Source organism: Thiothrix fructosivorans (genome assembly GCF_017349355.1).
Classification (GTDB): domain Bacteria; phylum Pseudomonadota; class Gammaproteobacteria; order Thiotrichales; family Thiotrichaceae; genus Thiothrix; species Thiothrix fructosivorans.
This window is the reverse complement of sequence record NZ_JAFMPM010000006.1, coordinates 1649164-1675346: the sequence shown is the minus strand read 5'-3', so window position 1 is coordinate 1675346 and position 26183 is coordinate 1649164. Positions and strand designations below refer to the sequence as shown.

Sequence of the window (26183 nt, the reverse complement as noted above, 5' to 3'; positions counted from 1 at the left end):
TTTCCTCTTAGGGTGATTGATAAGGGTCTGGAAAGCCGAGTTTTGCAAGCATGGCGGTTTCTAAGCCCTCCATTTCCTCCGCTTCGGCATCCGTTATATGGTCGTAACCTTGCAAATGCAATAAGCCATGTATCAGTAAATGTGCCCAATGTTGGGTAACGGTTTTGCCCTGTTCCGCCGCTTCACGCTCCACCACCGGCAAGCAGATGACGAGATCACCGAGGTATTCAGTTTCATCCTCTTCCAGCGGAATCGGTGGCGCATCGTAAGGAAACGACAAGACGTTCGTCGGGTAATCTTTGTCCCGATAAGCGCGGTTCAGTTCCTGACTTTCGGCTGCGTTAACAATGCGTACCACCACACCCGCATCGGCGTTTTCATGCCAAGCGGCTTGCGCCCAGCGCATCAAATCAGCTTCGGCGGGAATGCTGGTGTAATCTTCAGGGTTTTGAATATCCAGTTCCAAACTCATACGGAGCGCTCCCGATCATAATCTTCGTAGGCAGCGACAATCTTTTGTACCAGTTTGTGGCGCACGACATCGCGTCCACTGAACCAATTGAAGCTAATGCCTTTCACGCCCTCCAAAATGTCAGCGGCTTGGCGCAGACCAGAGGTTTGATGGCGTGGCAAGTCAATCTGGGTAATGTCCCCCGTAATCACCGCCGATGAGCCAAACCCTAAGCGCGTCAGGAACATTTTCATCTGTTCGGTGGTGGTATTTTGTGCTTCATCCAGCAAAATAAACGCATCATTCAAGGTACGCCCGCGCATGTAAGCCAACGGAGCAACTTCAATGACATTGCGTTCGATCAGCTTATTGACTTTTTCCACGCCGATCATTTCGTACAACGCGTCATACATCGGACGCAAATAGGGATCGATTTTCTGGGAAAGATCACCGGGCAAGAATCCAAGGCGTTCGCCTGCTTCTACCGCTGGGCGCACCAAGACTAAACGACGCACTTCATCACGCTCCAGCGCTTCCACCGCACACGCCACCGCCAGCCACGTTTTCCCCGTACCGGCAGGGCCAATACCGAAGGTGACATCATGAGTGCGAATGTTTTGGATGTATTGGCTTTGCACCAAGCCTTTGGGCTTGATGTAACCGCGCTTGGTGCGGATGCGTACATCATCGCCCGTATTGGCTTGTACTTTGTCGAGATTGGCTTCTTGTAGAAACAGGTGGATGCTTTCGGGGGTCAGTACCGTTTCCGTCGTTTCGCGGTACAAATCTTGTAAGAGATTGATCGTTAACGGTACGGCAAGCGCTGTTCCAGTAACCTGGAACAAGTTGCCGCGATTGCTGAGTTCAATGCCGAGGCGATTTTCGATTTGACGGAGATGCTGGTCGAATTGACCGCACAGGTTCATCAAGCGCTCGGTATCCGCAGGTTCGAGTTCAAACTGAACGGTGTGCCTGTCACTTTCCGTTGCAGCAGTGGGTTTAGTAGTCAAGAACGCGGCAGTGTCCGTATAAAGATAATGGTAAAAGTATAGCTACAGCATGAACTAGGTTCAACCGTTCCGACCAATGGTATTCAACGCCTTGCCACCTTATGTTATTATTTTAATCAAATTAATCATAATGAAAACCATACAACGTTGCCAACCATGCAACAGGGAACACTAGCCAATGCAAGTCACCTTAAACTTTTTCACGCAAGCGACAGGTTGGCATAAACCGCTACCGGATACAGACTCACCGCAAACACTGGTCTTGGTGTTCAGTGAACCCAATAGTACGCCTTACCAACATGCTCTGAATGAATTACAGCAAAAATACCCGCAAGCCATCATCGCCGGTTGTTCGACCGTCGCCAGTATTTTCAACGAACATTTACTGGAAAACGCTTTAGTCGTTGGGGTTATCCAATTTCATGCCACCCGTTTAATGCTAACGCGTGCCGAATTGCGTCACGATCAAGACTCGTTGTTAGCAGGAAAACACATCGCCACGCAACTGAATGCACCGGATTTAAAAGGTATTTTGATTCTGAGTGACGGGCTGAATACGCAAGGTAGCGAGTTATTGCGCGGCATGGCATCCGTCATCAATCAACGTAAAGTCACCATTGTGGGCGGCTTAGCCAGCGACAAGATGGAATTTGCGCATACGTGGGTGTGGAGCAATGGCAAACCGACGACGCACCGTGCCTTAGGCATTGGATTTTACAGCGAAAAGCTGGTGTTTGCGAGCCACGCCCAAGACGGTTTCAAGCCGTTTGGCCCAGAACGTTTAATCACGCGTGCGGAAAAGAACGTGCTGTACGAAATTGATGGTCACCCCGCCCTGCAACTTTATAAAGAATATCTGGGTGATCATGCCAATAACCTCCCCAAGATGGCGCTGCATTTCCCCCTCGCCATCTGGAATGAAGCCAAAGATCATTACGTAGTACGCACCGTCGTGGGCATGGATGAAAGCACGAACAGCCTGAGCTTTGTTGCTGATATTCCGACAGGTTATCACACGCAATTAATGTACGGCAGTTTTGACAATCTGCTGGATGGGGCAGAACTAGCTGCCCGTAACTTAGCCAATACCCTACCACCGAATCAACCCGTATTAGCACTTACCATCAGTTGTTCTGGGCGCAAGCTGGTGATGTCAGAAGATGCCGATCAAGAACTAGAAGCCACGCTAAGCACGTTTCCCAAAGGTAGCCAGCAATTCGGGTTCTATTCCTTTGGGGAATTAGCACCCATTGCATTCGGTGGGCAATGCGGCTTACACAATGAAACCATGACATTGACGGTAATGTATGAAGGAAGTTAAACCACTCCATCGCCGTTTGCAGAAACAGCTCAAACGCAGCGGTCTGATTCAACATGGCTTACCAGATGATTTAAGCCAATGGCAGCATTTTCTGCATCAGATCGACCTGTCTTACAACGGCACGAGTGATGCGCAATACTTGCTAGAGCGTTCCTTGGAAGTGTCGTCGCAAGAAATGCGCAAGCTCTACGACGATCTCAAAGCGGAGACGGAGCAGCGCATCGACGCGCTCCACAAATCGGAACAAAAAACCCGCTTCATGGCGAATATGAGCCATGAATTGCGCACCCCCATCCACGGCATTCTCGGCTCGCTGGAAATCGTCAAAGACACGGATTTGGATGCGCGGCAAAAACTCTTCGTGGAAACGGCTTACGCGTCGTGCGAAGTCATGCTGGATGTCATCAATAATATCCTCGACTTTTCCAAACTGAGAGCAGGCGGGATTGAATTAGAGGTCATCGAATTCTCACCGCGTGAACTGGTGGAAAGCATCAGCGGCATTATGTCGACGATGGCTCAGGAAAAAAACCTCGAAGTGCAGTGTTACATCCCTGAGAATATTCCTGCCCGCGTCAAAGGCGACCCCGCCCGCCTCCGCCAAATGCTCATGAATTTGGTCGGCAATGCTGTCAAATTTACTGAACGCGGCGAAGTGTATACGGCGTTAGAATTGCGTGAAATTCGCGGTGATGCAGCGGTATTACGCTTTGAAGTGCGTGATACTGGCATCGGCATTCCACCCGCCATGCAGAAAAGTATCTTTGAATCCTTTGTGCAAGTGGATGCCTCCATCAACCGCCGCTACGGTGGAACGGGACTGGGTTTAACCATCGTGCGCGAATTTGCTGAAATGATGGGCGGACGCATTGGCTTGGATAGCACCCCCAATCAAGGCAGTACCTTCTGGTTTGAAATCACCGCCCCCATCACCGAACATCAACACCACGCACACCACACGGAGCACCTCGAAGGTCGCCGCATTATGGTAGTTGACGACAACGAAACCAACCGCCGTATTCTGGAAAACTACCTGCACGCATGGAATGCCGAAGCCATTATCGTCAGCAATGGGCACGATGCCCTGCATAAGCTGGAAGAGTCGATCATGCAGCAACGTCCCATTGATTTGCTGCTGCTCGACTGGTTCATGCCGCAAATGGATGGGCTTACCTTGGCAAGAACCATCCGTAGCGATGCACGCCACGACCAGACACCCATTGTCATGCTGACCTCTTACGGCATTTCGCAGGAAAAGCAACAACAAGCAGGAGTACAAGCGGCGGTCACGAAACCCGTGCGCTCCATCACCTTACGGGATGTACTCACCGATACTTTGCGGCGACATCGCAGTACGCAGACCACCACAACACCTGCTGCTGTTAAAGCCTCGTTATCCTTCCCTGAACTGGTGTTAAAACCCGCCGCAACAGCAATAGCACCAGCAATCTTGCTCGCGGAAGACAATCCGGTAAACGCGCTCATTGCCATTACCATGTTAGAAAAGCTCAATATGCAGGTTGATCACGTCACTACTGGCAAACTGGCGCTCAAATCCATGCGCACCCGCCCCTACAAACTGGTGCTGATGGATATTAATATGCCAGAAATGGATGGCTATACCGCCACCCGTTACGTGCGCAAATGGGAAAAAGAAGGTGTGCTAAAACATCGCACCCCAGTCATTGCCATGACCGCCAATGCTCTGAAAGGCGACCGCGAACGTTGCCTAAAAATGGGGATGGATGACTATCTGGCAAAACCCGTCAAGCAAGATGAATTACTGCGACTGGTCGGGCAATGGCTCAAAGAACCCGTGGCTCAGGCTCAAGCGTAATTCCGAACTTGTCCTGCACCGATGCAATAATGCTTTGAGCAAATTGCCACAATTCCGCACCCGTGGCATTGCCGTGGTTCACCAATACCAGCGCGTGATTAGCGTAAGTGCCTGCATCACCGTCGCGTTTGCCTTTCCAGCCGCATTGGTCAATTAGCCAGCCTGCTGAGGTTTTCACCTGATCGGCTTGCATCCAACCGGGCATGTCGGGGAATTGCGCTTGCAGTGTTGCCCATTGCGCTAACGAAATCAGTGGGTTCTTGAAAAAACTGCCTGCATTACCTATCTCGGCAGGATTGGGCAATTTACTTTGGCGGATATTGATAATGGCATCGCTGATCATACGGGCGTTTAAGTCTTTGCCTGCTAACGGCTCTTTTACGCCTGCGTAATCAATCTTCCACTGCGGTTGACGCGGCAAGCGAAATACCACCGCGACAATCAACCAGCGATCCGGTTCGACCGATTTAAAATAGCTATCACGGTACGCAAAGCAGCACTCATCCACACTAAAATCACGCAGTTCCGCTGTACGCCAATCCAAGGCTTGTACTTCATAGACATGATCCTTCAGCTCAACTCCGTAAGCACCAATATTCTGCATGGGTGCTGCCCCTACCGTCCCCGGAATCAAGGATAAATTTTCTAGCCCAGCGAAACCTTGCTCCAACGTCCAGCGTACAAAATCATGCCAGTTATTGCCTGCCCCAGCACGCAGGTAATCGTAGTTCGCGTCCTGACCTAATACTTCGAGGGTTTCCAGCCGTACCTGCACCACGAGTCCGGGGTAATCGTTGACGAACAACATATTGCTGCCGCCGCCTAGAAATAATACCGGTAAATCAGGGTGTTCCTGCTGCCAAGTCATCAGGGTGCGTACCCCACCGAGTGTGTGTAACGTGCAAAAATAACGGGCTTTGGCATCCAGCCCAAACGTATTCAGGGCTTTGAGGGAATGGTTTTCGCGGATTTTCATGAATAGCAGCGTTTTGATGAATTTAAGTGTGCCTACTAGAAACTAATCCTTAGCAAATGTCTAGTGTAGCGGTAGCATAGTGTTTGATAATTAAACGGAAGAAATACATGTCGGCAATGGATGAAATCATCAGCTTACTCCACAAACAAAACATCAAGGGCTGTCAGGGTCAAGTGAAGTTCACATTAGCGGGTATCGATTTTCCTGTACTGTCGAAAGACATTATGGGTAGCGTATTGCAAGAATGGTTTGAAAATTGGATGAATCAGAATAAGATCAGCTTTTCAAAACCGACGAATACACAAGAACCACCTGATTTTTACCTTGCGGATGGAGGGCACTTAGAAGTAAAAGCCTTCAACTTTTCTGCTAACCCCGGATTTGATTTAGCGAATTTTGATGCCTACACCCGCTCCTTACTCCTACATCCCGAAAGACTCGATGCGGATCATTTGGTATTTGGCTATGCCCTAGAGGGTGATTCAGTTCGGATAGTGGATTTTTGGGTTAAGAAAATTTGGGAAATGGCAGGAGTATCTGCGGTTAATATCCTCAACCTTCAGGTAAAACAAGGTGTTCCCGTCAATATTCGTCCTAAAGATTGGCGCACTCGCAGTGGTTCAATCAAATAGCGCATGGATACCAAAAAATGACGGGGAACATCTTGTAAAATATAGACTTATGCTATCAGCGCTAATTGATAATAGGACTGATTTTTGGGTGCTTCCACAATAACCTTAGTGCTTGTTTTGCCCAAAATACCTTCTAGAATAACGCGCTCAGCAACTGCTTCAACGGTAGCTACAGGTACGGTATTACCAAACAAATCATGTGCTAAAGGGTCGGTGACATTGAATTGGAAATAATCGGGAAAACCAAACAAACGGCATTGCTCGACTAACGTTAATTTACGTAAACCTTGTGAATCTGGCACCACTATTCTATCAAGATCGGTCGCGACCAAGGTTGGCGTGGTCGTTTTAGGATCAAGTATTTTATTGATTTCATAGCTTAATTTACCTGCCACGATATTATAACCTTTTTCAACATCTGCGCGGGGTAAACGTACTTTCTTAGTTATGCCATTGTCTGTCACTGTTACAATGTCTTTCGGATGTTCGTATTTCAAATAATTTTGGCTCTTTGGGAATTCCCGTGGAAGCCACAACATGTAGTATCATGAGGAAAACCGAGCACCCCTAGCGAGGATCCCCCATGAACAGTAGCCTGCAAATCCCGCTTGATCTCCCCAACGTCCGTTTACAGTCGAGTTCCCATGACGCACAGGGCAATTTCATTCTGGAAGTGGAAAGTAGCCTTTCATTCACGAAGTGTCGTTGCTGTGGGCACAAGATTACCGAATTCCATGGCTACGACCGACCGATCCGTTTGCGCCATTTGCCGATTCTGGGGCGTGATGTCTGGATTGAAATCCGCCCCAAACGTTACCGCTGCCGCCATTGCGAAGGTGACCCGACCACTACCCAGACGCTGGAATGGTATGACCCACGCAGCCCGCATACCCGTGCTTTTGAGGACTGGCTGTTGAAGATGTTGGGCAATTCCACCGTCATGGATGTCAGCCGCCGCTGTGGTGTCAGCTATGGTGAGGTGGAAGGGGTGCTGAAACGTCGTGTCAGCACCCAAGTGGATTGGTCTGGTTTTAAGCAATTACGCACCTTGGGCATTGATGAAATCGCCCTGAAAAAAGGCCATAAGCACTATGCCGCGATTATCAGCTCACTGGATGATCATGACCGTCCGCAGGTGTTGGCTGTGTTGCCTGACCGTCTCAAAGAAACGGTAGCTGCCTTCCTGCGCAGCATTCCTGAACACCTGCAAACCACCGTGTGCGGGGCATGTTGTGACATGAACGAGGGTTTTGCCAATGCCGTCCGGGAAACCTTGCCCAAGGTCGCTATCGTGGTAGACCGTTTCCATGTCGCACAATACTACAACCGGGAGGTGGACAATTTCCGTAAGCAGACCTTGCAGGAACTCAAACAAACACTTTCGGCAGATACCTACGCTACCTGTAAGGGGACACTCTGGCTGTTCCGTCACCACTACTGGTCATTGACCGCAGAACAGCGTGGGCAACTGGAAGAATTTCTGCTACTCGCCCCTGAGTTGAAAGATGCTTGGCTACTGCGTCATGAACTGAACCTGCTATTTGAACAGGAACAAACCAAGGCACAAGCCCAACAACAACTACAAGACTGGAAGGCCAAGGTTAAAGCATCAGGGCTGGCCTGTTTTGACAAATTCCTCAACTTGCTGGAAACATGGCAGGATGGCATCACCAACTACTTTGAAGATCGCAACACCTCCGGTTTTGTCGAAGGCATGAACAACAAGCTGAAAGTCATCAAGCGCCGCTGCTATGGGTTGTTGGATGTGAAGCGTTTCTTCCAACACATTCAGGTGGATCTGGCATTTTCAAGGAAGCAACCAGCATGAGGCTAACACTACATCTGGTGGCTTCCACGGGAATTCCCAAAGAGCCATAATTTTTTTGTACTAAATCATTTAGCAAGGTTTGCAAATGCGAATGTTGGTAAAATGTTCTGATTTCAGCAGCCGTTAGGGGCATTCCATCCATCCATGTAATACCTTTGGCTTCAGCCCATTTTTTGTTACGGCGATACAATAAGATTAAATTGAGCAATTCTTTTTGTTCAGCACTAACTTCCCCTTTCAAACCAATATCCCAGCTATGAATATTCTCTTTACCGCCACGTTTATCTTTGATAGATTTTCCGTGTAGTTCATTTAATTTGAAATGTGAGAGCAATAACTTAGTCAATTTGGTATCCATACAGGGCTTGTCTGTTTCGAGGACATCGTTCAGAGTAACTCTTTTTTGAGGAAACTCTGTCAAATTAACAACTTGTGTTTTTGTGCCAACAATAAAAATACGTTTGCGTGTTTGTGCTAATCCAAAATGCTTAGCATCCAACACTTGCCATGTAACGTGATAATCCAATAATTGGAGTTTTTCTAAAATAACACTGAGTGTTCGCCCAATCGCATCAGTATTATTTTCTTTATCATGCCCCACTAAACCTTCAACATTTTCTAAGATAAAAGCCGCAGGACGCTTAGCTTCCAAAATACGTTCGACTTCAAAAAACAATGTGCCGCGCGTATCCGCAAAACCATAGCGCTTGCCCGCACAACTAAAGGCTTGGCAAGGAAAACCCGCCAGCATAACGTCAAAATCAGGAATATCAGCGGCTGGAATCTGTGTAATATCGCCATGAATGAGGCTATCAGGAAAATTATCCGTATAAACCGTTATCGCATGAGGTTTTATTTCAGAAGTAAATACGCACTCCGAGCCAATATTCAAGACTTTACAAGCATTTTCAAAACCTAGTCGAAACCCACCCATGCCAGCAAACAGGTCAATGAATCGAAGTGTTTTTGTGGATGTCATGGCTAGTGTCTTCCTTTTACCGACTAAATAAAAAAGGCCGGAACAAGTCCGGCCTCCATCATACCTGAAAACAGGTTAGGTTACTTTGCACCAGCACCCGCAGACATTTGTTGCAGATAAGCGACCAGTACTTTGATTTCAGTATCAGACAGGTTACGACCCTCTTTACCGAAAACAGGCATTTGACGCTTCACACCCTTGGTGATGACTGCTTTAACAGCATCCAACTTGGCTTCAGGCGTTTCTGCCGCAGATACGTTCGCAATCGTCCAAACTTTGTCAGTCAGGTTGGCTGAACCTTGCGCGTGCATCCCTTTGCCTTCCTTGGTGTGGCACATGTAGCAACCACCTGTCTCACCTTGGAAGATTTTTTGACCTTCAGCAGCAGCGGCAGCATCCACAGGCGCTTCACCGGAAAGGGTCAGCACGTAGTTAGCCACTTGGTTCATTTGGGTTGTGTCAAATGTCGTGTTGTAAGCAGGCATATAACCCAAACGACCACCACGGATAGTGGTTTCCATCGCAGTGGTATCACCACCCCACAACCAGTCATCATCGACTAAGTTCGGGAACTGACCCACGACACCTTGACCACCGGCTTGGTGACAAGCGGCACAATTGTCGCCAAACATACCAACGCCATAAGAACGCACGAAAGAAGACATATCAGCATCTTGGGCAATCTGCTCATAGGATGCCGCGCCAACTTTAGCGAGGTATTCCTGTTGCTTGAGTGCTTCTTCGCTGTTTTGCATGTCATGCGCTAATAACGCACGCATGTTCCAGTGCGTTGATTTCTCTTCACCCGCATCGGTCTTATAAGTGATGTCGTTGAACATCCCTTTCAGGTAGGAACTACCTATCGGCCATGATGGGTACATGATCCAGTAGGTAATGGTAAACAGGATAGTGCCGTAGAACGTCCACAACCACCAACGCGGTAGCGGGTTGTTGAACTCTTGCAGCGTCTCATCCCACACGTGACCGGTAGTTTCTGCGCCGGTCAATGGATCTTTTACAGGAGTAGCCATAACTATTTATCACCTTTAGCTTGGGAAGCCTCTGCTGCCTTGACCCGTTTGTCGGCTTCGTCTTCGTCCATCAGCGGCATGTAGCGATAGGACTCAAGCCTCTCGCCACGTTTGCGGCTGGAATAAACGTAAATAACAATGCCCATAAACGTTGTGAAGAAGATCAGCAGCGCTACCGTCTTGCTGTTACCTAGATCCAGGATCCATGTCCAGAAGTCTGTTAGCATTTGATCATCACCTTGTCAGCACAGGCCACTATCCAGTAGCACAGAAAATTAACGGAATTGAATGAAGTAATCTTCATCGAACTTTTTGAAGTCAACCATCGTACCCAGCACTTGCAGGTAGGCGACCAGCGCATCCATCTCACTCACGTTCGTTGGATTAGCGTCATAGTTGCCTGCTTGTGCTTGCGCCAACAAGTTGACTTCTGCTTGGTTGATGTCGAGCTTTTTAGCAACCTCTTCACCGAATTTCTTCACGTTCGCTTCGTATTCGACCTTGGTTTGTGAGTAAGGCACGCCTACCCGCTTCAATGCCACCATACGATCTTCCAGATCAGACAGATCCAAATCCGTTTCCTTCAACCACGGGTAGTTAGGCATGATGGACTCAGGCACAACCGAACGCGGTGCAATCAAATGCTGGACTTGCCATTCGTTGGAATACTTACCCCCCACTCGCGCCAGATCAGGACCAGTACGCTTAGAACCCCATTGGAATGGGTGGTCGTACTTAGATTCAGCCGCCAGAGAGTAGTGACCGTAACGCAAGTCTTCATCACGGAACGGACGAATCATTTGGGAGTGACACAGGTAGCAGCCTTCACGCGTGTAAATGTCACGACCCCGTTGTTCTAACGGCGTGTAAGGACGTACTGCATCCAGACCTGTTACTGGGTCTTTCACATCTTCCACGGTTTCATTGATGTAGTGCAACGGCACAATTTCAACCAGACCACCGATACTAATCGCGACTAACGTCAGGACAATCAACATCCCGGAGTTGGTTTCGATACTTTCGTGTTTAAACATATCTCAACTCTCCCTGATTACGCTTTAGCAGCAGCAGTCGCCGGAACACTGGATTCCTGACGTGCACGCGAAACAGTCATGTAAATGTTGTAAGCCATGAGCAACATGCCAGACAAGAAGAACAAGCCACCAACCGCACGCGCCACCAGTGGACCATGCATGAACGCAACCGTTTCAACGAAGGTGTACGCCAAGTTGCCGTATTCGTCGAAAGCCCGCAACATCAAACCTTGACCGATACCCGATACCCACAATGCTGTGATGTACAAGATAGTACCGATGGTTGCCAAGAAGAAATGTGTGTAAACCAGTTGCATACTGTACAGCGTGGTATTCCACAAACGCGGAATCATGTGGTAGAAGGAAGCGAACGTAATCATTGCCACCCAGCCCAGAGCGCCGGAGTGAACGTGACCCACCGTCCAGTCAGTATAATGTGACAGAGCATTAACGCTCTTCAACGACATCATCGGACCTTCAAACGTGGACATACCGTAGAATGACAGTGCGGTAATCATGAACATCATGATTGGGTCAGTACGCAGTTTGTCCCATGCGCCAGAAAGCGTCATGATACCGTTGATCATACCACCCCAAGATGGCATCAACAGCATGATGGAGAAGGTTGCTGCCAGTGTCGATGTCCAGTCAGGGATCGCCGTCCAATGCAGATGGTGAGTACCTACCCACATGTACATGAAGCTCAATGCCCAGAAGTGGATGATAGACAAACGGTAAGAGTAAACCGGACGACCCGCTTGCTTAGGTACGAAGTAATACATCATCCCCAAGAACGCCGCTGTCAGGAAGAAGCCTACCGCGTTGTGACCATACCACCATTGCGTCATCGCATCTTGCGCACCGGAGAACAAGCTGTATGACACAGGTGAGTTCCAACTAATCGGCATCGCCAAGTTGTTGAAAATGTGCAGTAACGCCGTCGCCAAAATGAACGACATATAGAACCAGTTGGCAACATAAATATGCGGTTGATTACGTTTAACCAGCGTGACCGTGAAGATCAGGAAGTAAACACCCAAACAACAGTAATGGCAAGATCGACAAACCAAACCGGCTCTGCATACTCACGCGCTTGCGTGAAGCCTTGCAAATAAAGCAAACCAGCAATCAGAACCGACAAGTTCCAACCCCATAAGGTGAAATTAGGCCAGAAGGTACCACCCGCCAAACGGGTTTGGCAAGTACGTTGCACTACATAGTAGGATGTCGCGAACAGAGCATTACCACCGAAACCGAAGATAACACCACTGGTGTGTAGCGGACGCAAGCGCCCGAAAGTGATCTGGGCAACATCGAAGTTCAGGAATGGCCAAGCCAATTCTGACGCGATATAAACCCCGGCAGTCATGCCAAGGATACCCCAGATGATTGAGACTATCGCGAATTTCTTCACGATATCATAGTTGTATTGCTCCGAGGAGAGTGCAGCACTATGAGCCATCGTTTGCCCTCTGGTTAACAAAATTGAAAATTAAAAGAAGCTGTGAAACGGCGTAAGGATACAGTAAAAAACCGGATAAGAAAACGTTAATACTGTGTGAAACCACACAGCAGAAGAGAGGCGAACGCCTTACCGTACCCCATTTTGACCTAAATCAAGAAAGCACGAATAACCAAACGCTAATGACATTCACAACCGCCACTGTCACGGCGGCTGATCCCATATCTTTCGCTCGCCCTGACAACGGATGCTGTTCTGTACCGATGCGATCCACTACCGCCTCAATAGCGGAATTCAACAGCTCCACCATTAACAACAGCAAAAGACTCCCGATTAACAGCGATTTTTCTACGCCGTCCTCACCCAACCACAGCGCCAGAGGCACAGCTAGTAGCAATACCCAAACCTCTTGCCGAAAAGCCTCCTCGTTCTGGTAAGCCGCTTTTGCGCCTGCCCACGAATAGCACCCTGCCTTAATAAGACGCGTTAGCCCTTTGTTACCGCTGTATGCCATCTGTACTTAACTCCTTTACGGCATACAACATTTTTTGTATTTCTTGCCACTGCCACACGGGCAAGGCTCATTGCGCCCAATCTTCGGTTCGGCACGAATCACCTGTTCCACCAGCGGCTCATTATCGTCATCCTCGTCAGCGGCATCCTCTTGAACTGCTTTATAACTAGGGCGGGGCGTATCGCGTTTTGTACGCAAACCCATGCCCAGCTCCACGTCTTCCAAGTCACCGCTGACCGTCCAATCCACTTGATCCTCTGCAAACGCCGCTCGAATCGCAGGCATTGCTTCCACCGCACGCAATGACACCAACTCCGCCACAATCAACCCGCGCAAACCATAATCCCGCACTGCCGTATGCTTCAAGCCATATACCAAGCGCTCAATCACGGGTTTACGCAACTTGCGATGCCGATTACCGATTTCCACCAAACACTGCAACGCCAGTGGAATCGCAAATTCATCGTTACGCTTATCCAGCACATAATCCAGTAGCGGATCGAGTGCCGCTTCGCCCGCCGCTGCGACCACCAGCGGAATTTCATCGTGCGCCCAATCGTCTTCCGCCACCACGTCAAAAATGCCGATCAACTCAGGTAAACCAGCAGGCATCAAATGCAGCAATGCCCGCCACGAATGCAGCGGCACCCAATAATCCGCACCCTCGCTTTCCACAAAACTATTATCCGCCACCAATTCCACCAGCGTCGGTGCATCCGCCGCCGTCAACCCATAAGCGGAATAATCGCGCCACGGACGGTTATCAGTTGGCTCACCCAATACCGCTAAAATCTTCAGAATGCGTTGCTTATCCACATCAAATCCTTTTCTTGTTTGCCAGCAAAATCCCAGCAGCTACCAATATCATCCCGATTGCATGGTAAAACTGCAAGCGTTCCCCCAGCAACAGCGTCGCCAACAAAATCCCAAACACCGGCATCAAATGGCTAAACTGCCCCGTGCGACTCACACCCAACCGTTGCGTGGCATGATTCCAAAACATATACGACAACAACGACGGAAACACCGCCACATACGCAATGCTCGCCACGCTCAGCGCCGTGAACGGCATGATCTGAAACGTCACGCTTTCATACACATACAGCGGCAAAATCGCCAACGCCCCCAGACTCACCGTAAATCCCAAAATCGGCAAGCCCTTCAACCCCTCTGGGAGCTTGCGCAACAATACCGTATACAACGACCAATCCAAGGTTGCTGCCACAATCCACACATCGCCGCGATTGAATGCCAACTGCTGTAACACGCTGACATCCGCCCGCGTAATAATCACCAATACCCCCAGCAACGACACCCCGATCCCCAGCCATTGCCAAGCATGGCTTTTCTCATGCAATACCCAACTTGCCAGCAAAATCATCGTGATCGGCGTGACCGATTGCAGCAACACCCCATTCGTCGCCGTCGTGGTTTGCAAACCGACATACACCAAACTGTTAAACCCCGCGATACCCAACACCGCCAACGCCAACACCAATCGCCAATGCGTTTGTGCCAACGGCAACGCCCCCCGCATCGCCGACCACGCAAACGGCAACAAAATCAACGCCGCCACCGCCCAGCGCCAAAACGACAAGCCCAACGGCGGCACATCGACATGGATAGCCCGCGCCAAATTAAAATTACCTGCCCAGAACAGAATCGTCAGCACCAGCAGCAAGTAAGGGGAAAATCGGTCAAGAAATGAATATTGCATCGCCGCAGTATATCACCGTACTTGCGCAGTAATCTGCAACTGCCGCTGCGCCGAAGCAGCCAACCAGCCGACCCTCCACACCCCCGTCAGCGAATCATATTCACCGACTGGACTTGCCCGTTGAAACTGTAACGACCCCGGCAATACATCGTGCACCTGCACACCCGACGCATCATCCGACCCCGTATTACTCACCATCAGCGTATAAACCACCGCTTCGCCACGTTTCACCTGCGGCTTATCCACGCTTTTGCTGATACTCAGATCAACACTACGCGGCAGTGACAGACCCAAATCCCACGAAAAATCCTGCACACCTGCCTCCAGCGTCATCAGGCCCGTCTTGCCAGCCGCATCCACATCGCTATCGGTTTGGCGATCACCTGTCATGCCGCGAGCCGTTGGCACATACCCCGCTGGCAAATCGCTAAACTCAAGGAAATATGTCCCCGGCTGCACATTAGCAAACCCATACGCCCCCGCTGCATTGGTTTGCGTTACCGCCGCACTCACCCCCGCCGCCGTTTTCAGCGTCACCGTCACGCCAGCAACACCCCCTTCATCCGCATCTTGCGCCCCGTCACCGTTCGCATCCAACCACACCCGATCACCGAGAGCAGCGGGCAACGTCAACCCCATGTCATAATCCGCCGCAAAACTTCCTGCTGCCCCCGTGGAGGCAACGTCAATACCTTGCGGCGGCATCCCACCCAGCGGATTGCCCGCCAAATAATCATCCGGCTTATCCAGTTTCACGCTGTAGGCATGGTTAGGCAGCAAGCCCCAAAAAGCGTAATGTCCTGCCCCATCCGTCAACGTTTCCGCCACCAAGGTTGTGCCGTCATACACGCGCACCGTCACCCCTTCCAGCGGCGGTTCACTCGCATCCTGCCGCCCATCACCATTGCGGTCAAACCACACGTAATCCCCTAAACCCGCCACCGCCGCCGTGTCCACCATCATCAGCCCCACCTTTGGCGGCTCGGTCGTCAGCAATGTTTCCGTCGTATGCGTCGTCGTGTCGTCATAACTGGCGGTATAGGTAAAGCTATTCCACGCCACACTCAAATTGGCAGGCGTTGCTTCACCTGCTAACTGCCGCACGGGCACAGTAATCCGCAGCTTTTCCCCCGGCAACAAGCCACCCGCTGGCAACCACGTGAACTGGAAGGATTGCGCACCATTGGTTGAATCTTGCACTTCACTGGCAGGCACAGCACTCACACTGCCATCCGCCGCGACGCGTTGCAGAACAATATCCCCACTACGTTCCACACTCCATTGCGAACCCCGCGCAACGCCCGTGACCTGTGCCGTATCGCCCAATGCAGGCAACACATCCTGCACCTCCAGCCGCGTATCCGTCACATTGCCGGTATTGCGGATTTCCAGCACATACGTTCCCGCCCCGCTCAAATCGGTTTTGCCCGTATTTGGCGTGCGGCTAAAAGCATTGTCCAATGCGCCCTTGACCCATTTCACACTATCGAGCGTCGTCAACTCCGGCACATTGAAATTAGCGTTAGAGGAGCGGCAAAACGCTTGCGCCGTTTTTCCCGCATCCGCGCCATTCACGCACGTCACCAAAGGATGATCCCCCGTGGCATACTGCGCCACATTGGTAATAAGCGTGGTGGCGGGAATGCCGGGGCGAATCCGCGCACTGAAATACACCGCCACGCCATTGTCAGACCTGCCCACGGGCAACTGACAGCCGGGAAATTCCCAACGTAACTTCACGCGTCCATCCGCTTGCACCACCCGGCTAAAACGCGGGAACAAACACGCCACCTGATCGGTCGCCACCCCGCTGCTAGGCACAGCCACCCGCCACCAGTTGCCACCCTGCCCTGTCACATAATCCAAGCCAGCGGGCAACACATCTTCGAGGATCGGGTATTGCGTCCCCGTTCCCGATAACTCATCCACCCCCAACGACACGCGGTATACATGGTCATTGCTGAAAGGGGCAGGCGCAACCAACGGTTTCCACGAAGGCACGGTATAGACGATAGTCGATGCATCCGGCGATACCACGCCACCAGTCGGTGTAATTTTGCTGAGACTTAAAATAGGTTCGCCCTGCCCTAACACCGGAATTATGGGCGCACAACTCGTGCCGTGCTGTGAAGACTCAGTGCAGTTGCGGATACCGTCACCCACGTAATTGCCATCTACCACAAAACGTAAATCCAGCGTTTGTTTGGCAAGATTTGCTGCCACGGCCCAGCGTAAACGCTTGATGCTCACTACGGTTGCGCCCGACGGCAACGCCGTTGCCACACACCCTGTCGGGTTGCCGTTGGCATCGTGCAAATTACTGCTACGCCCCGCCGCTTGTTCCGACACCGCCCAGTTGAGGATAGGCAAACTCAAGGGGTGAAAATCATCCACGCCATCCGCCGTGCAATCCACTTCAGGGTAGTTCATCAGTTTCGGGGTATTGGTAGCGGCGGCAACGTACACCTGCATTCCTGCCGGAACGTGTTCGATCACCGTGTAGGCCGTGGCGCTGCTGGGTAGGCTCACGCTCCAGCGTTCCATGCCCCCTGGTTGCACGAAATCAGCGCTGCCTGTTTTGGCAAAACCAACGCTAGGCGCAGGGGGTGGCGTTGGACACGCAGCATCAATGCCAACGGGAACAATGACATCCGGCGCAGTTGAGGTACTAGCAATACCGCCCGTTTCAGCAATTGCTACATTGCTCACACTCACAGGCGGGGCGGCACTGTTACAGGTCGGAAACTTCACCTGCACCTTGAGAATGCCTGTCGATCCGGCAGCTAAACCGTCAGCAGGAACGCCTTCCGGCAAGCCATCCGGCGGTGTTGCCAAACGCCACGTTAAGGTTTTACCGACCAGAGTGGCATCCGCCACACTGCCACCCATTGGCGTGTAACTGACAAGTTTTAGCGGTGCAGGAAGGGTGTCGGTAATCGTGGGAGCGGCGCAATACAACGCGGTAATACTCGCGCAACGGTAGCGGAGGGTATAAGTAAAGGTTTCGCCAGCGGCAGGTGTCGTGGTGCTGACTTGCTTGACCACTAATAAATCCGCCCCTGCTGCGTAAGTCAATGGTGTGAAACAAAGCAAAAGTACGCAGACGACAAGCCACAAGGCGGCGTTCACCCTCATGGGGCGATTATTATTATTCTGCATGAGCAAGCCTGCTGGTGTATTTTTTAGAAGAATTTGAATAAGTAAATTCTATCGCGAATAGATGTCGAGCACAAATATATTTATGGCAACATCAAAAAATACTCCCCCGCACGAATCCACGCATTGACCGCTAGCCTTTACCCCACGCACTCCCGTAAAATCCCCTACCCCAAGCAACAGGTAAGCCTCACCCCGTGCGTCTAAGTAAAATCCGCATTGCCGGATTCAAAAGTTTCGTCGACCCCGTGACGCTGGATTTACGCAGCAACCTCACCGGCATCCTCGGTCCCAACGGGTGTGGCAAGTCCAACACCATTGATGCTGTGCGCTGGGTCATGGGCGAATCCTCCGCCAAACACCTGCGCGGCGCGTCGATGGAAGACGTGATTTTCAACGGCTCATCCTCCCGCAAACCCATCGGGCTAGCCTCGGTCGAACTCGTGTTCGACAACAGCGACGGCACGCTCGGCGGCGCATATGCCCAATACGCCGAAATCTCCGTCAAACGCCAAGTCAGCCGCGACGGCGATTCCCGCTATTTCCTCAACGGCGCGAAATGCCGCCGCCGCGACATTACCGACATTTTCCTCGGCACAGGCTTGGGGCCGCGCAGCTACGCCATTATCGAACAAGGCATGATTTCGCGCCTGATCGAAGCCAAGCCCGAAGAATTGCGCAATACCCTCGAAGAAGCCGCTGGCATTTCACGCTACAAAGAACGCCGCCGCGAAACCGAAACGCGCATGGCGCACACCCGCGAAAACCTCGAACGCCTCACCGACTTGCGCGACGAACTCGAAAAACAACTCGAACGCCTCGACAAACAAGCCAAAGCTGCACAACGTTTCCGCGAATTACGTAACGAAGAACGCCACCTCGAAGCCAGCATCCTGCTCCTGCAATGGCAAGCCCTCCAAGCCGACGGCGCACAACGCCTGCGCGACCTCAGCCAACGTTCCACTGATTATCAGCAACAGATTGCCGACATTCGCCACCTCGAAGCCCTGATCGAAGCCTTGCGCGAGCAATACACCACCGCCAACGACACCCTCAACGTGGTGCAAGGCGAGTATTACCAAGCCGGAGCAGACATTGCCCGCATCGAACAAAGCATCCAACACCAGCGCGACATCCAACGCCGCCAGCAAGATGCCTTGCGCCAAGCCGAACAAAGCCTCGAAGAAACCCTGCGTCACGCCGCCGAAGACCGCGACAAATTACACGTTTGCGAACAAACCCTTGCCGATCTCGAACCCCGCGAAGAGGCGTTGAACGAGCAACTCGACCTCGCCGACGCACAACTACACGATGCCGAAGACCAGCTCAACGACTGGCAAGAACACTGGCAAAACATCCAACAGCGTATTGCCGAACCGACCCGCCAAGCGCAAGTCGAAAAAGCCCGCATGGAACAACTCGAACGCCAACTGAGCCAAACCAGCCAACGCTTTGAACGCCTGCACCAAGAAACCGCCAGCCTCACCAGCAGCCGCTTTGAAGACGACCAAGCACTACTCGAAGCCGAATGCGAGGAATCCGCCGCCGCCCATGTCATCGCGGAAGAACAGCTTGCCGACCTCAGTACTCAACTTAACCAGCAACAGCAAGCGCAGCGCGAGGTTCAAACCCAACTAGACCAAGCCCGCTCCCGCCGCCAAGCCCTACAAGGACGGCTCGCCTCGCTAGAAACCTTGCAACAAGCAGGCTTAGAAAAAGCCGACAAAACGCGTAACCAATGGCTCAAAGAACACGACTTAGACAGCGCCCCGCGCATTGCCGAAATCCTCAAAGTCGAAGCGGGTTGGGAAAGCGCGTTTGAAGCAGTGTTGGGGGAAGATTTGGATGCGGTTTGTACAACCGCATTACCCCCCATCCCCAGCCCTTCCCCCGCAAGGGGTGAAGGGAGCAAAGAAAGTGTATTCCCCAAAGCGGGCATTACACTGCTAACAACGGAGTCAGATACTCTTGCTCCTTCCCCCCTTGCGGGGGAAGGCTGGGAAGGGGGCAACACTGGGGAACCCAGTGCCTCTTGCTACCTCTCTAGCAAACTCCAAGCCCCCCGCGCCGCCCAAACCCTCGTCGCCAGCATCCACTGCACCGAAACCCTGCACGAAGCCCTAGCGCAACGCCACACCCTAGCCCCGCACGAATCCATCGTCACCCGCGCTGGTATCTGGCTAGGCAGCAACTGGCTACGCAGCCGCCGCCAAACCGACGCGCACAGCGGCATCCTCCAACGCCAGCAAGAAATCGAAACCTTGCGCGAACAACTTGCCACGCTAGAAACCGCCCTCACCGACTGGCAACAACAAGCTGAGCAACTCCGCGACAGCATCCACCACCACGAACAGCAGCGCCATCAAGCACAAGCCGACACCAACCGCTTGCACCGCGCCGAATCCGAACAGCGCAGCCGCTTACACGCCCTGCAACAACGCATTGCGCAATTACACAGCCGCCGCCAGCAAATCGCTGCCGAATGCGCAGAACTCGACGCGCAACGCCAGCAACAGGAAGAAGATCACCTGATTGCCACCGAGCAGCGCAACACCGCCCTCGACTTGCTCGACAGCGTGCAAATCGAACGCGACAGCCTCGCCGCCAGCCGTGACGAACGACAACACGCCGTCAGCGATGCCCGCCGCCATTTACGCGAGCTGCAAGACACCGCCCAAGACATTCGCCTGCAACTCGAAACCAACCGTACCCAGCGCGACAATAGCCAACGCCAACTCGACCGTTTCAACAGTCGCCTTGAATTACTCGAACAACAACGCGATACCCTGCTCGAACAACTCCAAATGCAAGACGACCCCGCCACCGCCTTGCAAGCCGAACGCGATACCGCCCTCGCGCAACGTGCCGATGTTGAACAACGCCTCACTCACGCCCGCCATACCTTGCAAGGCATAGAAAACGAGATTCGCCAACAAGAAGCTGCCCGCGTACAAGCCGAACGCCGCGTCGAACACACCCGTACCGAGCAAGAAAATCGCAAACTTGAATGGCAAGCGGTGCAAGTACGCGAACAAACCACTGCCGAACAGTTCGCCAAAACCGAATTCGACGTTGCTGCCTTGCAAGCCACCTTACCGCCCGATGCCACACCGGAACAGTTCCAACAACCGTTGGAAACCATCCAACGCAGCATCCAGCGCTTGGGCGCAATTAACCTTGCTGCTATCGACGAATACCGCGAACAAAGCGAGCGCAAACAGTATTTAGATCAACAAAATGCTGATTTAGTAGCCGCTTTAGAGACATTAGACACGGCTATCCGTAAAATCGACCGCGAAACCCGTGCGCGTTTCAAAGAAACCTTTGATAAAGTCAACAGCCGCTTACAGGATATGTTTCCGCGTCTGTTTGGTGGCGGCGAATGTTATCTAGAAATGACAGGGGATGACTTGCTGACAACGGGTATTGCGATCATGGCACGCCCGCCGGGTAAGCGGATTTCGACCATTTACCTGATGTCAGGTGGCGAAAAAGCCCTGACTGCCGTAGCCTTGGTATTCGCGATTTTCGAGCTAAATCCCGCACCGTTTTGTATGCTGGATGAGGTGGATGCCCCCCTCGATGAAGCGAACGTCGGGCGTTTTTGTGAGCTAGTACGGCATATGTCGGAACGTGTGCAATTCATTTTTATCACCCACAATAAATCCACAATGGAACTTGCCGAAAATCTTATCGGTGTTACCATGCGGGAAGCGGGTGTCTCGCGGCTGGTGGCGGTTGACATGGCGGAAGCCGTCAAGCTGGCAAATGGATGAAGACGACAACAAATAAGGATTAAAGGATTTTAAATGGAACTGGTAAGCCTGATTATCATGGTGCTGGGTCTTGCGGCATTGGTCGGTATTTACGTGATTAGCCGCGTATCACGCCATGCTCCCCAAAAGCGCGATGAAAACGTACCCCTATTACGCGATGCAGATGGCAACGAGCTTTCCAGCGTGGCTGACGATGTACCCGCCCGCGATGGCAAACGCCCATCTTCCAACGCGCGTAATATGTCCGATGTAATGATGACGAATGTGTCAGGCAAGCATCCCGACAACGTAACACCGCTATCCAAAGCTGCTGTCAGCTTGCCACCGCAATTGGTGTTGTTCATTGCGGCAGATATTGAAGCAGGCTTTGACGGTGAACACGTCTTACACGCGCTGGATAATGCGGGGTTGAATTTCGGGGATATGAATATTTTCCACCGCTATATCCTGACCGAACAGGGTGAGGCCAGCTTGTTTAGCATTGCTAACGGGGTTAAACCATGGACATTGATTCCTGAAGAATTATTGGTGCAAAACACACCTGGGCTTTCCATGATTCTGAATTTGCCAAGCCCGATTGATGACGCGGAAGCGATCAATGATTTCATGCGCACCGCTGAACGCTTAACGACTGACCTGAATGGTGTGCTGAAAGACCAGAACCAACGACCGATTACGGCGGCATCTTGGGCTGATTTACTCGCACTGGCAGCATAAGACTTAAAGAACAGAACCTCCTCCCCAACAGGAGGAGGTTCTTCTACGCAACGCCAGTATTAGTCTTTTTTCTTTTGCGCTTTCTGAGCCTTCTTTTCTGCCTTTTTCGCTTTCTTTGCCGCTTTTCTCTCAGCCTTGTGGAGTGCTTTTTGCTGTTTCTCAGCTTTTTTGAGTTCCTTCTTCAGCGCTTTCTTAGCTTGTTTCGCGGCTTTTTTGAGTTCCTTTTTAGACAACTCTGGCTCAGGTGTGACCACATGATAGTCAGCGGGAATCTCTTCCGCCAGCATTTCACCCGTTTCAGGCTCAACAAGCCATTCCGCATCTGCTACCGCTACGTCGTCGTTCGGCTGAGCATCCGCCAGCAAGGCTTGAGCGCTAGCAATAATCAGCGGCGCAGTGTTATCACCAATGCCCGGTAACGCCGCTAATGTCTCCGGCGGCATGGCTGCCAATTGCGCAACGCTACTAATCCCGTGTTCTGCCAGACGCTTAATGGTGGCAGGGCCTACATACTTTACATTAGCAAGATCTTGTTCCATTCTTGGTTCTCCTATTGTTTTTACTTACATTCATCAATTTGTAATAAAATCTTAACATTAAACTCACCCCAGAATTGTGACAGAGTTGTTCAAATTTCAAACAAAAAGGAATCGCCCGTGGCTCATCAGCACAAAAGTTTCGCCATTATTGGTCTTGGTACATTCGGCAGTACAGTTGCAGCCGAATTGGTTCGCTTCGGCAATCATGTTTTAGGCATTGATCTTGATGAAAAACGGGTCAGCCATTTAGCCAATAGCCTCTCCGAAGCCTTGATTGTGGATGGACGCGATGAACATGCGCTACGCGAAGCCGGTATTGGGCATTACGACGTGGTATTAATTGCGATGGGCGAAGATTTGGAAGCCAGCATTTTGTGCACCATGAATGCGCGGATGCTCGGCGCAAAAACCGTTTGGGTTAAAGCCAGCAGCCGCACCCATCACCGCATTCTCAATAAACTCGGTGCTGACCGCATCGTACACCCCGAAGAAGAAATCGGGCAGCACATTGCACAAATGCTCCACAACCCGCTAGTACGCGATTATGTTAGCCTCGGCAACGGTTTCCACATCGTCAATATGACCGTGCCCAATCATTTGGATGGCGTGACCGTCGCTTCCCTCAAGCTCACCGAAAAGTTTGAATTACGCTGCCTTGGGTTGATGCGCGGGAGTGAGTTTGTGTCCTGCAACGATGGCAAGGCACAACTGCACCCCGATGATAAATTGCTGCTGCTAGGGCGGCGCACGTCGTTACGCAAATTCAGTGATAGTGTGTAACCAGCGGCGGAGTATCCCATGTTTGTATTCCTGCGTGCGTTGGCTTTCCAGCGGAGTGTGCGTTTACCGCCCCCTGCCCTATTAGCGTTGTCGTATGCCATCTTGATTGTTATCGGGATGCTGTTATTAAAATTGCCGGTTGCTACCCACAATGGTATTGCGTGGTGGGATGCGCTGTTTACGGCGGTATCAGCCGTGACTGTTACCGGTTTGGCGGTGGTGGATACGGGGAGTTATTTCACCTCGACCGGGCAAGCGTTTATCTTGCTGCTGATCCAGCTCGGTGGCTTAGGCATCATGGTGTTTGCGGTGCTGATATTATCCGCTATGGGTTTGCCGATTGGTATGTCGCACCATGTCTTCCTGCGCGAAGATTTGAATCAAACCTCGGTGAGTGAGCTGGTACGCTTGTTGCGGGTGATTTTGCGCGTGGTCGTGGTATGCGAACTGAGCGGCATGGCCTTGCTCGCATTCGTGACCGTGCCAGAATTCGGCTGGGCGGGCGGCTTGTGGCAAGCCCTATTCCACAGCATTTCGGCGTTCAATAATGCAGGCTTTGGGTTATTTCCTGACAGTGCGATGCGTTGGGCAACCAACCCTATCGTGAATTTCACGCTGCCAATGCTGGTGATTATCGGCGGGTTAGGCTATAGCGTAATGGCGGATATGCTTCAGTTGCGGCAGTGGCGGTTATTTTCACTGCATACCAAATTGATGTTGGTGGGAACTGGGGTCTTACTGGTGTGGTCTACCGTGATATTCGCCGCACTAGAATGGGATAACGTGAAAACCTTAGGTACGCTAGACAGCGCCATAGATCGCTGGCAAGCCAGTTGGTTTCAAGCCGTGATTGCGCGAACGGCGGGGTTTAATAGCATTGATCTAGCAGGAATGCACGACAGTACCGTGTTGAGTTTTATTGCCTGGATGCTGATCGGCGGCGGAAGCACCTCCACCGCAGGCGGTATTAAAGTCACCACCTTTATCGTCTTAATTCTCGCGACGGTGGCATTTTTTCGGCGGCAAAAACAATTGCATGTCTTCGGACGCAGTATTGGCATGGATGAGGTACTAAAAGTCACCGCTATTTCAGTACTCACCGTATTAACCCTAATGGCAGGGATGTTTTTCCTGACGATTTCCAATGATGGAAAATTTTTGGACATTCTATTTGAAGCAACCTCTGCCTTGTGTACCGTCGGTGTTAGCCGTGGTTTAACGGCGCAATTTGATGATACGGGGCGCACCATCTTGATGCTATTGATGTTTATCGGACGGGTGGGGCCTTTAACATTAGGATTCTTCCTAGCAACACAAGCCGCGCCTAGGGTACGCTATCCCGCCGGACAGATCTATTTAGGTTAAACGCTGTACTTTTCAGCACAGGTAAAACAATGATGAAAAATTACATGAGTAACACACTGTTACTCAGTCTAGGATTACTGCAAGGTTGCACGCTAATGCCCGCGCAATCGTTCGGTAATGCAGCAACATTGACCGCCAACGAACACCAGACCATTGCCTTATTCGAGCGCAGTAATCCCTCTGTTGTCTCCTTGAACGCAAAAAATCCCCTCGCCAACGCATGGGAAGGCACGGCTTCCGGCACAGGTTTTGTATGGGATACGCAAGGGCATATTGTAACCACCCAACACCTGATTCAAGGGCAAACCGTGATGCAGGTGCGCCTCGCCGACCAACGCACCGTGGAAGCACAGGTCATCGGCTACAATAAAGAACAAGACCTTGCGGTGCTGCAACTCCCACGCCTCAACAATGCCCCCCCGCTGCTCGCTTGGGAAGCAGTCAACGCTTGCAAGTCGGGCAACGCGTCTTCAGTATCGGCAATGCGTTTGACCTTGGCCCTAACCTGAGCGAAGGGCTGATTTCTGCGCTTGATCGCACGTTTGGTGATGAGCAAAACGGCGCAATCTATCACCTGATTCAAACCGATGCCGCCATTAACCCCGGTAGCTCTGGTGCACCGCTGTTGAATAGTGCGGGTCAAGTAATTGGTGTTAATGTAGCCATTTATAGCTTATCAGGCGGCTCAGAAGGCGTTGGCTTTGCCATGCCCATCGACATCGTAAAGCAAATTGTGATGCCACTTATTAACCCAAATACCCAAAAATGACGCTGTAAATCGGTATGAGCGCCATACTTATTTATTTATCGGGGTTTAATTCTTGGTAATTAACCCTATGCTTTAAATGGTCTTTACAATGATATGTCTTGCTATACAAGAAAATATAGCGCCTAATGGCTATAGCCCTTCTTAATACGTTAATTTACTACACGTAGCATCGCTTAATATAACGTCTGGTTTTTAATGCAAAACCCCTCTCATCACATCAATAGATTTTACGGAATCTGTTAAAACCCCTTGCCTGCCCTATTTATTTTTTCTGTTTAGTCTATTCAAA

20 protein-coding genes and 3 pseudogenes are annotated in these 26183 nt (G+C 51.3%); 9 read left to right on the top strand and 14 right to left on the bottom strand.

Annotated elements, in window-relative coordinates; all coding sequences use genetic code 11:
- Positions 1-7: 7 nt before the first annotated feature.
- Positions 8-472 (bottom strand): rRNA maturation RNase YbeY, encoded by a 465-nt coding sequence (gene ybeY, locus J1836_RS11525; protein ID WP_207251222.1) that lies wholly within the window; start codon positions 470-472, stop codon positions 8-10.
- A complete protein-coding gene (locus J1836_RS11520) occupies positions 469-1461 on the bottom strand; it encodes a PhoH family protein (protein ID WP_372447675.1) in 993 nt (330 codons plus the stop codon). The genes ybeY and J1836_RS11520 overlap by 4 nt, the downstream gene beginning before the upstream one ends.
- Before the next feature lie 178 nt (positions 1462-1639).
- On the opposite strand from J1836_RS11520, the gene J1836_RS11515 reads away from it, so the two are divergent.
- Positions 1640-2782 (top strand): FIST signal transduction protein, encoded by a 1143-nt coding sequence (locus J1836_RS11515; RefSeq protein WP_207251221.1) that lies wholly within the window; start codon positions 1640-1642, stop codon positions 2780-2782.
- Positions 2769-4619, top strand: coding sequence for a response regulator (locus J1836_RS11510; protein WP_207251220.1), 1851 nt, complete (start codon positions 2769-2771; stop codon positions 4617-4619). Before J1836_RS11515 ends, J1836_RS11510 begins: the two co-directional genes overlap by 14 nt.
- Here the strand turns inward: J1836_RS11510 and murB are convergent.
- Positions 4588-5595, bottom strand: a complete 1008-nt coding sequence (gene murB, locus J1836_RS11505) for a UDP-N-acetylmuramate dehydrogenase (RefSeq protein ID WP_207251219.1) — start codon at positions 5593-5595, stop codon at positions 4588-4590. The two genes, J1836_RS11510 and murB, sit on opposite strands and share 32 nt — an antisense overlap.
- 107 nt (positions 5596-5702) lie before the next feature.
- Here murB and J1836_RS11500 point away from each other — a divergent pair, with 107 nt between their 5' ends.
- Entirely contained in the window at positions 5703-6227 is a 525-nt protein-coding gene (locus tag J1836_RS11500; protein ID WP_207251218.1) for an NgoBV family restriction endonuclease, read from the top strand.
- Positions 6228-6274: 47 nt separating this feature from the next.
- Here J1836_RS11500 and J1836_RS11495 read toward each other — a convergent pair whose 3' ends face one another.
- Positions 6275-6724 carry a DNA cytosine methyltransferase gene (locus J1836_RS11495; RefSeq protein ID WP_207251217.1) on the bottom strand — a complete coding sequence of 150 codons (450 nt, stop codon included), beginning with the start codon at positions 6722-6724 and terminating at the stop codon, positions 6275-6277.
- Between the two features lie 86 nt (positions 6725-6810).
- Between J1836_RS11495 and J1836_RS11490 the strand changes: the two genes are divergently transcribed.
- Complete coding sequence (locus J1836_RS11490; protein WP_207249679.1) at positions 6811-8055, top strand: ISL3 family transposase; 1245 nt, start codon at positions 6811-6813, stop codon at positions 8053-8055.
- Here the strand turns inward: J1836_RS11490 and dcm are convergent.
- The 9 genes and pseudogenes from dcm to J1836_RS11445 all read right to left on the bottom strand — a co-directional run bounded on the left by dcm (position 7964) and on the right by J1836_RS11445 (position 17951).
- Entirely contained in the window at positions 7964-9034 is a 1071-nt protein-coding gene (gene dcm / locus J1836_RS11485; protein WP_207251216.1) for a DNA (cytosine-5-)-methyltransferase, read from the bottom strand. The two genes, J1836_RS11490 and dcm, sit on opposite strands and share 92 nt — an antisense overlap.
- Before the next feature lie 80 nt (positions 9035-9114).
- The gene (ccoP, locus tag J1836_RS11480; protein ID WP_207251215.1) at positions 9115-10065 is read right to left on the bottom strand and encodes a cytochrome-c oxidase, cbb3-type subunit III; all 951 of its coding nucleotides are present in this window, start codon (positions 10063-10065) and stop codon (positions 9115-9117) included.
- Between the two features lie 2 nt (positions 10066-10067).
- A complete protein-coding gene (locus J1836_RS11475) occupies positions 10068-10292 on the bottom strand; it encodes a cbb3-type cytochrome oxidase subunit 3 (RefSeq protein ID WP_207251214.1) in 225 nt (74 codons plus the stop codon).
- 48 nt (positions 10293-10340) lie between these two features.
- Entirely contained in the window at positions 10341-11099 is a 759-nt protein-coding gene (gene ccoO / locus J1836_RS11470; RefSeq protein ID WP_207251213.1) for a cytochrome-c oxidase, cbb3-type subunit II, read from the bottom strand.
- Positions 11100-11116: 17 nt separating this feature from the next.
- A pseudogene (gene ccoN / locus J1836_RS11465) lies at positions 11117-12561 on the bottom strand (cytochrome-c oxidase, cbb3-type subunit I).
- A 154-nt stretch (positions 12562-12715) separates the two neighbouring features.
- On the bottom strand, positions 12716-13075 hold the full coding sequence (locus J1836_RS11460) for a diacylglycerol kinase (protein ID WP_207251212.1): 360 nt from the start codon (positions 13073-13075) through the stop codon (positions 12716-12718).
- A gap of 15 nt (positions 13076-13090) precedes the next feature.
- Positions 13091-13213: pseudogene (locus tag J1836_RS22000) on the bottom strand (SEC-C metal-binding domain-containing protein); the annotation flags it as partial.
- A 679-nt stretch (positions 13214-13892) separates the two neighbouring features.
- Complete coding sequence (locus J1836_RS11450) at positions 13893-14792, bottom strand: DMT family transporter (protein ID WP_207251211.1); 900 nt, start codon at positions 14790-14792, stop codon at positions 13893-13895.
- Between the two features lie 12 nt (positions 14793-14804).
- The gene (locus J1836_RS11445; protein WP_207251210.1) at positions 14805-17951 is read right to left on the bottom strand and encodes an SdrD B-like domain-containing protein; all 3147 of its coding nucleotides are present in this window, start codon (positions 17949-17951) and stop codon (positions 14805-14807) included.
- 194 nt (positions 17952-18145) lie between these two features.
- On the opposite strand from J1836_RS11445, the gene smc reads away from it, so the two are divergent.
- Both smc and J1836_RS11435 read left to right on the top strand, forming a co-directional pair.
- Positions 18146-21724, top strand: a complete 3579-nt coding sequence (gene smc / locus J1836_RS11440; RefSeq protein ID WP_207251209.1) for a chromosome segregation protein SMC — start codon at positions 18146-18148, stop codon at positions 21722-21724.
- Between the two features lie 33 nt (positions 21725-21757).
- Positions 21758-22441: a cell division protein ZipA C-terminal FtsZ-binding domain-containing protein gene (locus J1836_RS11435; RefSeq protein ID WP_207251208.1), complete on the top strand. Its 684-nt coding sequence runs from the start codon at positions 21758-21760 to the stop codon at positions 22439-22441.
- A 59-nt stretch (positions 22442-22500) separates the two neighbouring features.
- Here the strand turns inward: J1836_RS11435 and J1836_RS11430 are convergent, their stop codons facing one another.
- Positions 22501-22980, bottom strand: coding sequence for a helix-hairpin-helix domain-containing protein (locus J1836_RS11430; protein WP_207251207.1), 480 nt, complete (start codon positions 22978-22980; stop codon positions 22501-22503).
- 117 nt (positions 22981-23097) lie between these two features.
- On the opposite strand from J1836_RS11430, the gene J1836_RS11425 reads away from it, so the two are divergent.
- From J1836_RS11425 to J1836_RS21995, 3 genes and pseudogenes are all read left to right on the top strand, one after another.
- On the top strand, positions 23098-23760 hold the full coding sequence (locus J1836_RS11425; protein ID WP_207251206.1) for a potassium channel family protein: 663 nt from the start codon (positions 23098-23100) through the stop codon (positions 23758-23760).
- A gap of 18 nt (positions 23761-23778) precedes the next feature.
- Entirely contained in the window at positions 23779-25125 is a 1347-nt protein-coding gene (locus J1836_RS11420; RefSeq protein ID WP_207251205.1) for a TrkH family potassium uptake protein, read from the top strand.
- Positions 25126-25154: 29 nt separating this feature from the next.
- Positions 25155-25894: pseudogene (locus tag J1836_RS21995) on the top strand (S1C family serine protease).
- Positions 25895-26183 lie beyond the last annotated feature (289 nt).

What these genes read in the sequence shown, in the direction of transcription:
- ybeY (WP_207251222.1), bottom strand. Translation starts at nt 472, where the DNA reads ATGAGTTTGGAACTGGATATTCAAAACCCTGAAGATTACACCAGCATT.
- J1836_RS11515 (WP_207251221.1), top strand. Translation starts at nt 1,640, where the DNA reads ATGCAAGTCACCTTAAACTTTTTCACGCAAGCGACAGGTTGGCATAAA.
- J1836_RS11510 (WP_207251220.1), top strand. Translation starts at nt 2,769, where the DNA reads ATGAAGGAAGTTAAACCACTCCATCGCCGTTTGCAGAAACAGCTCAAA.
- murB (WP_207251219.1), bottom strand. Translation starts at nt 5,595, where the DNA reads ATGAAAATCCGCGAAAACCATTCCCTCAAAGCCCTGAATACGTTTGGG.
- J1836_RS11500 (WP_207251218.1), top strand. Translation starts at nt 5,703, where the DNA reads ATGTCGGCAATGGATGAAATCATCAGCTTACTCCACAAACAAAACATC.
- J1836_RS11490 (WP_207249679.1), top strand. Translation starts at nt 6,811, where the DNA reads ATGAACAGTAGCCTGCAAATCCCGCTTGATCTCCCCAACGTCCGTTTA.
- dcm (WP_207251216.1), bottom strand. Translation starts at nt 9,034, where the DNA reads ATGACATCCACAAAAACACTTCGATTCATTGACCTGTTTGCTGGCATG.
- ccoP (WP_207251215.1), bottom strand. Translation starts at nt 10,065, where the DNA reads ATGGCTACTCCTGTAAAAGATCCATTGACCGGCGCAGAAACTACCGGT.
- J1836_RS11475 (WP_207251214.1), bottom strand. Translation starts at nt 10,292, where the DNA reads ATGCTAACAGACTTCTGGACATGGATCCTGGATCTAGGTAACAGCAAG.
- ccoO (WP_207251213.1), bottom strand. Translation starts at nt 11,099, where the DNA reads ATGTTTAAACACGAAAGTATCGAAACCAACTCCGGGATGTTGATTGTC.
- J1836_RS11460 (WP_207251212.1), bottom strand. Translation starts at nt 13,075, where the DNA reads ATGGCATACAGCGGTAACAAAGGGCTAACGCGTCTTATTAAGGCAGGG.
- J1836_RS11450 (WP_207251211.1), bottom strand. Translation starts at nt 14,792, where the DNA reads ATGCAATATTCATTTCTTGACCGATTTTCCCCTTACTTGCTGCTGGTG.
- J1836_RS11445 (WP_207251210.1), bottom strand. Translation starts at nt 17,951, where the DNA reads ATGCAGAATAATAATAATCGCCCCATGAGGGTGAACGCCGCCTTGTGG.
- J1836_RS11435 (WP_207251208.1), top strand. Translation starts at nt 21,758, where the DNA reads ATGGAACTGGTAAGCCTGATTATCATGGTGCTGGGTCTTGCGGCATTG.
- J1836_RS11430 (WP_207251207.1), bottom strand. Translation starts at nt 22,980, where the DNA reads ATGGAACAAGATCTTGCTAATGTAAAGTATGTAGGCCCTGCCACCATT.
- J1836_RS11420 (WP_207251205.1), top strand. Translation starts at nt 23,779, where the DNA reads ATGTTTGTATTCCTGCGTGCGTTGGCTTTCCAGCGGAGTGTGCGTTTA.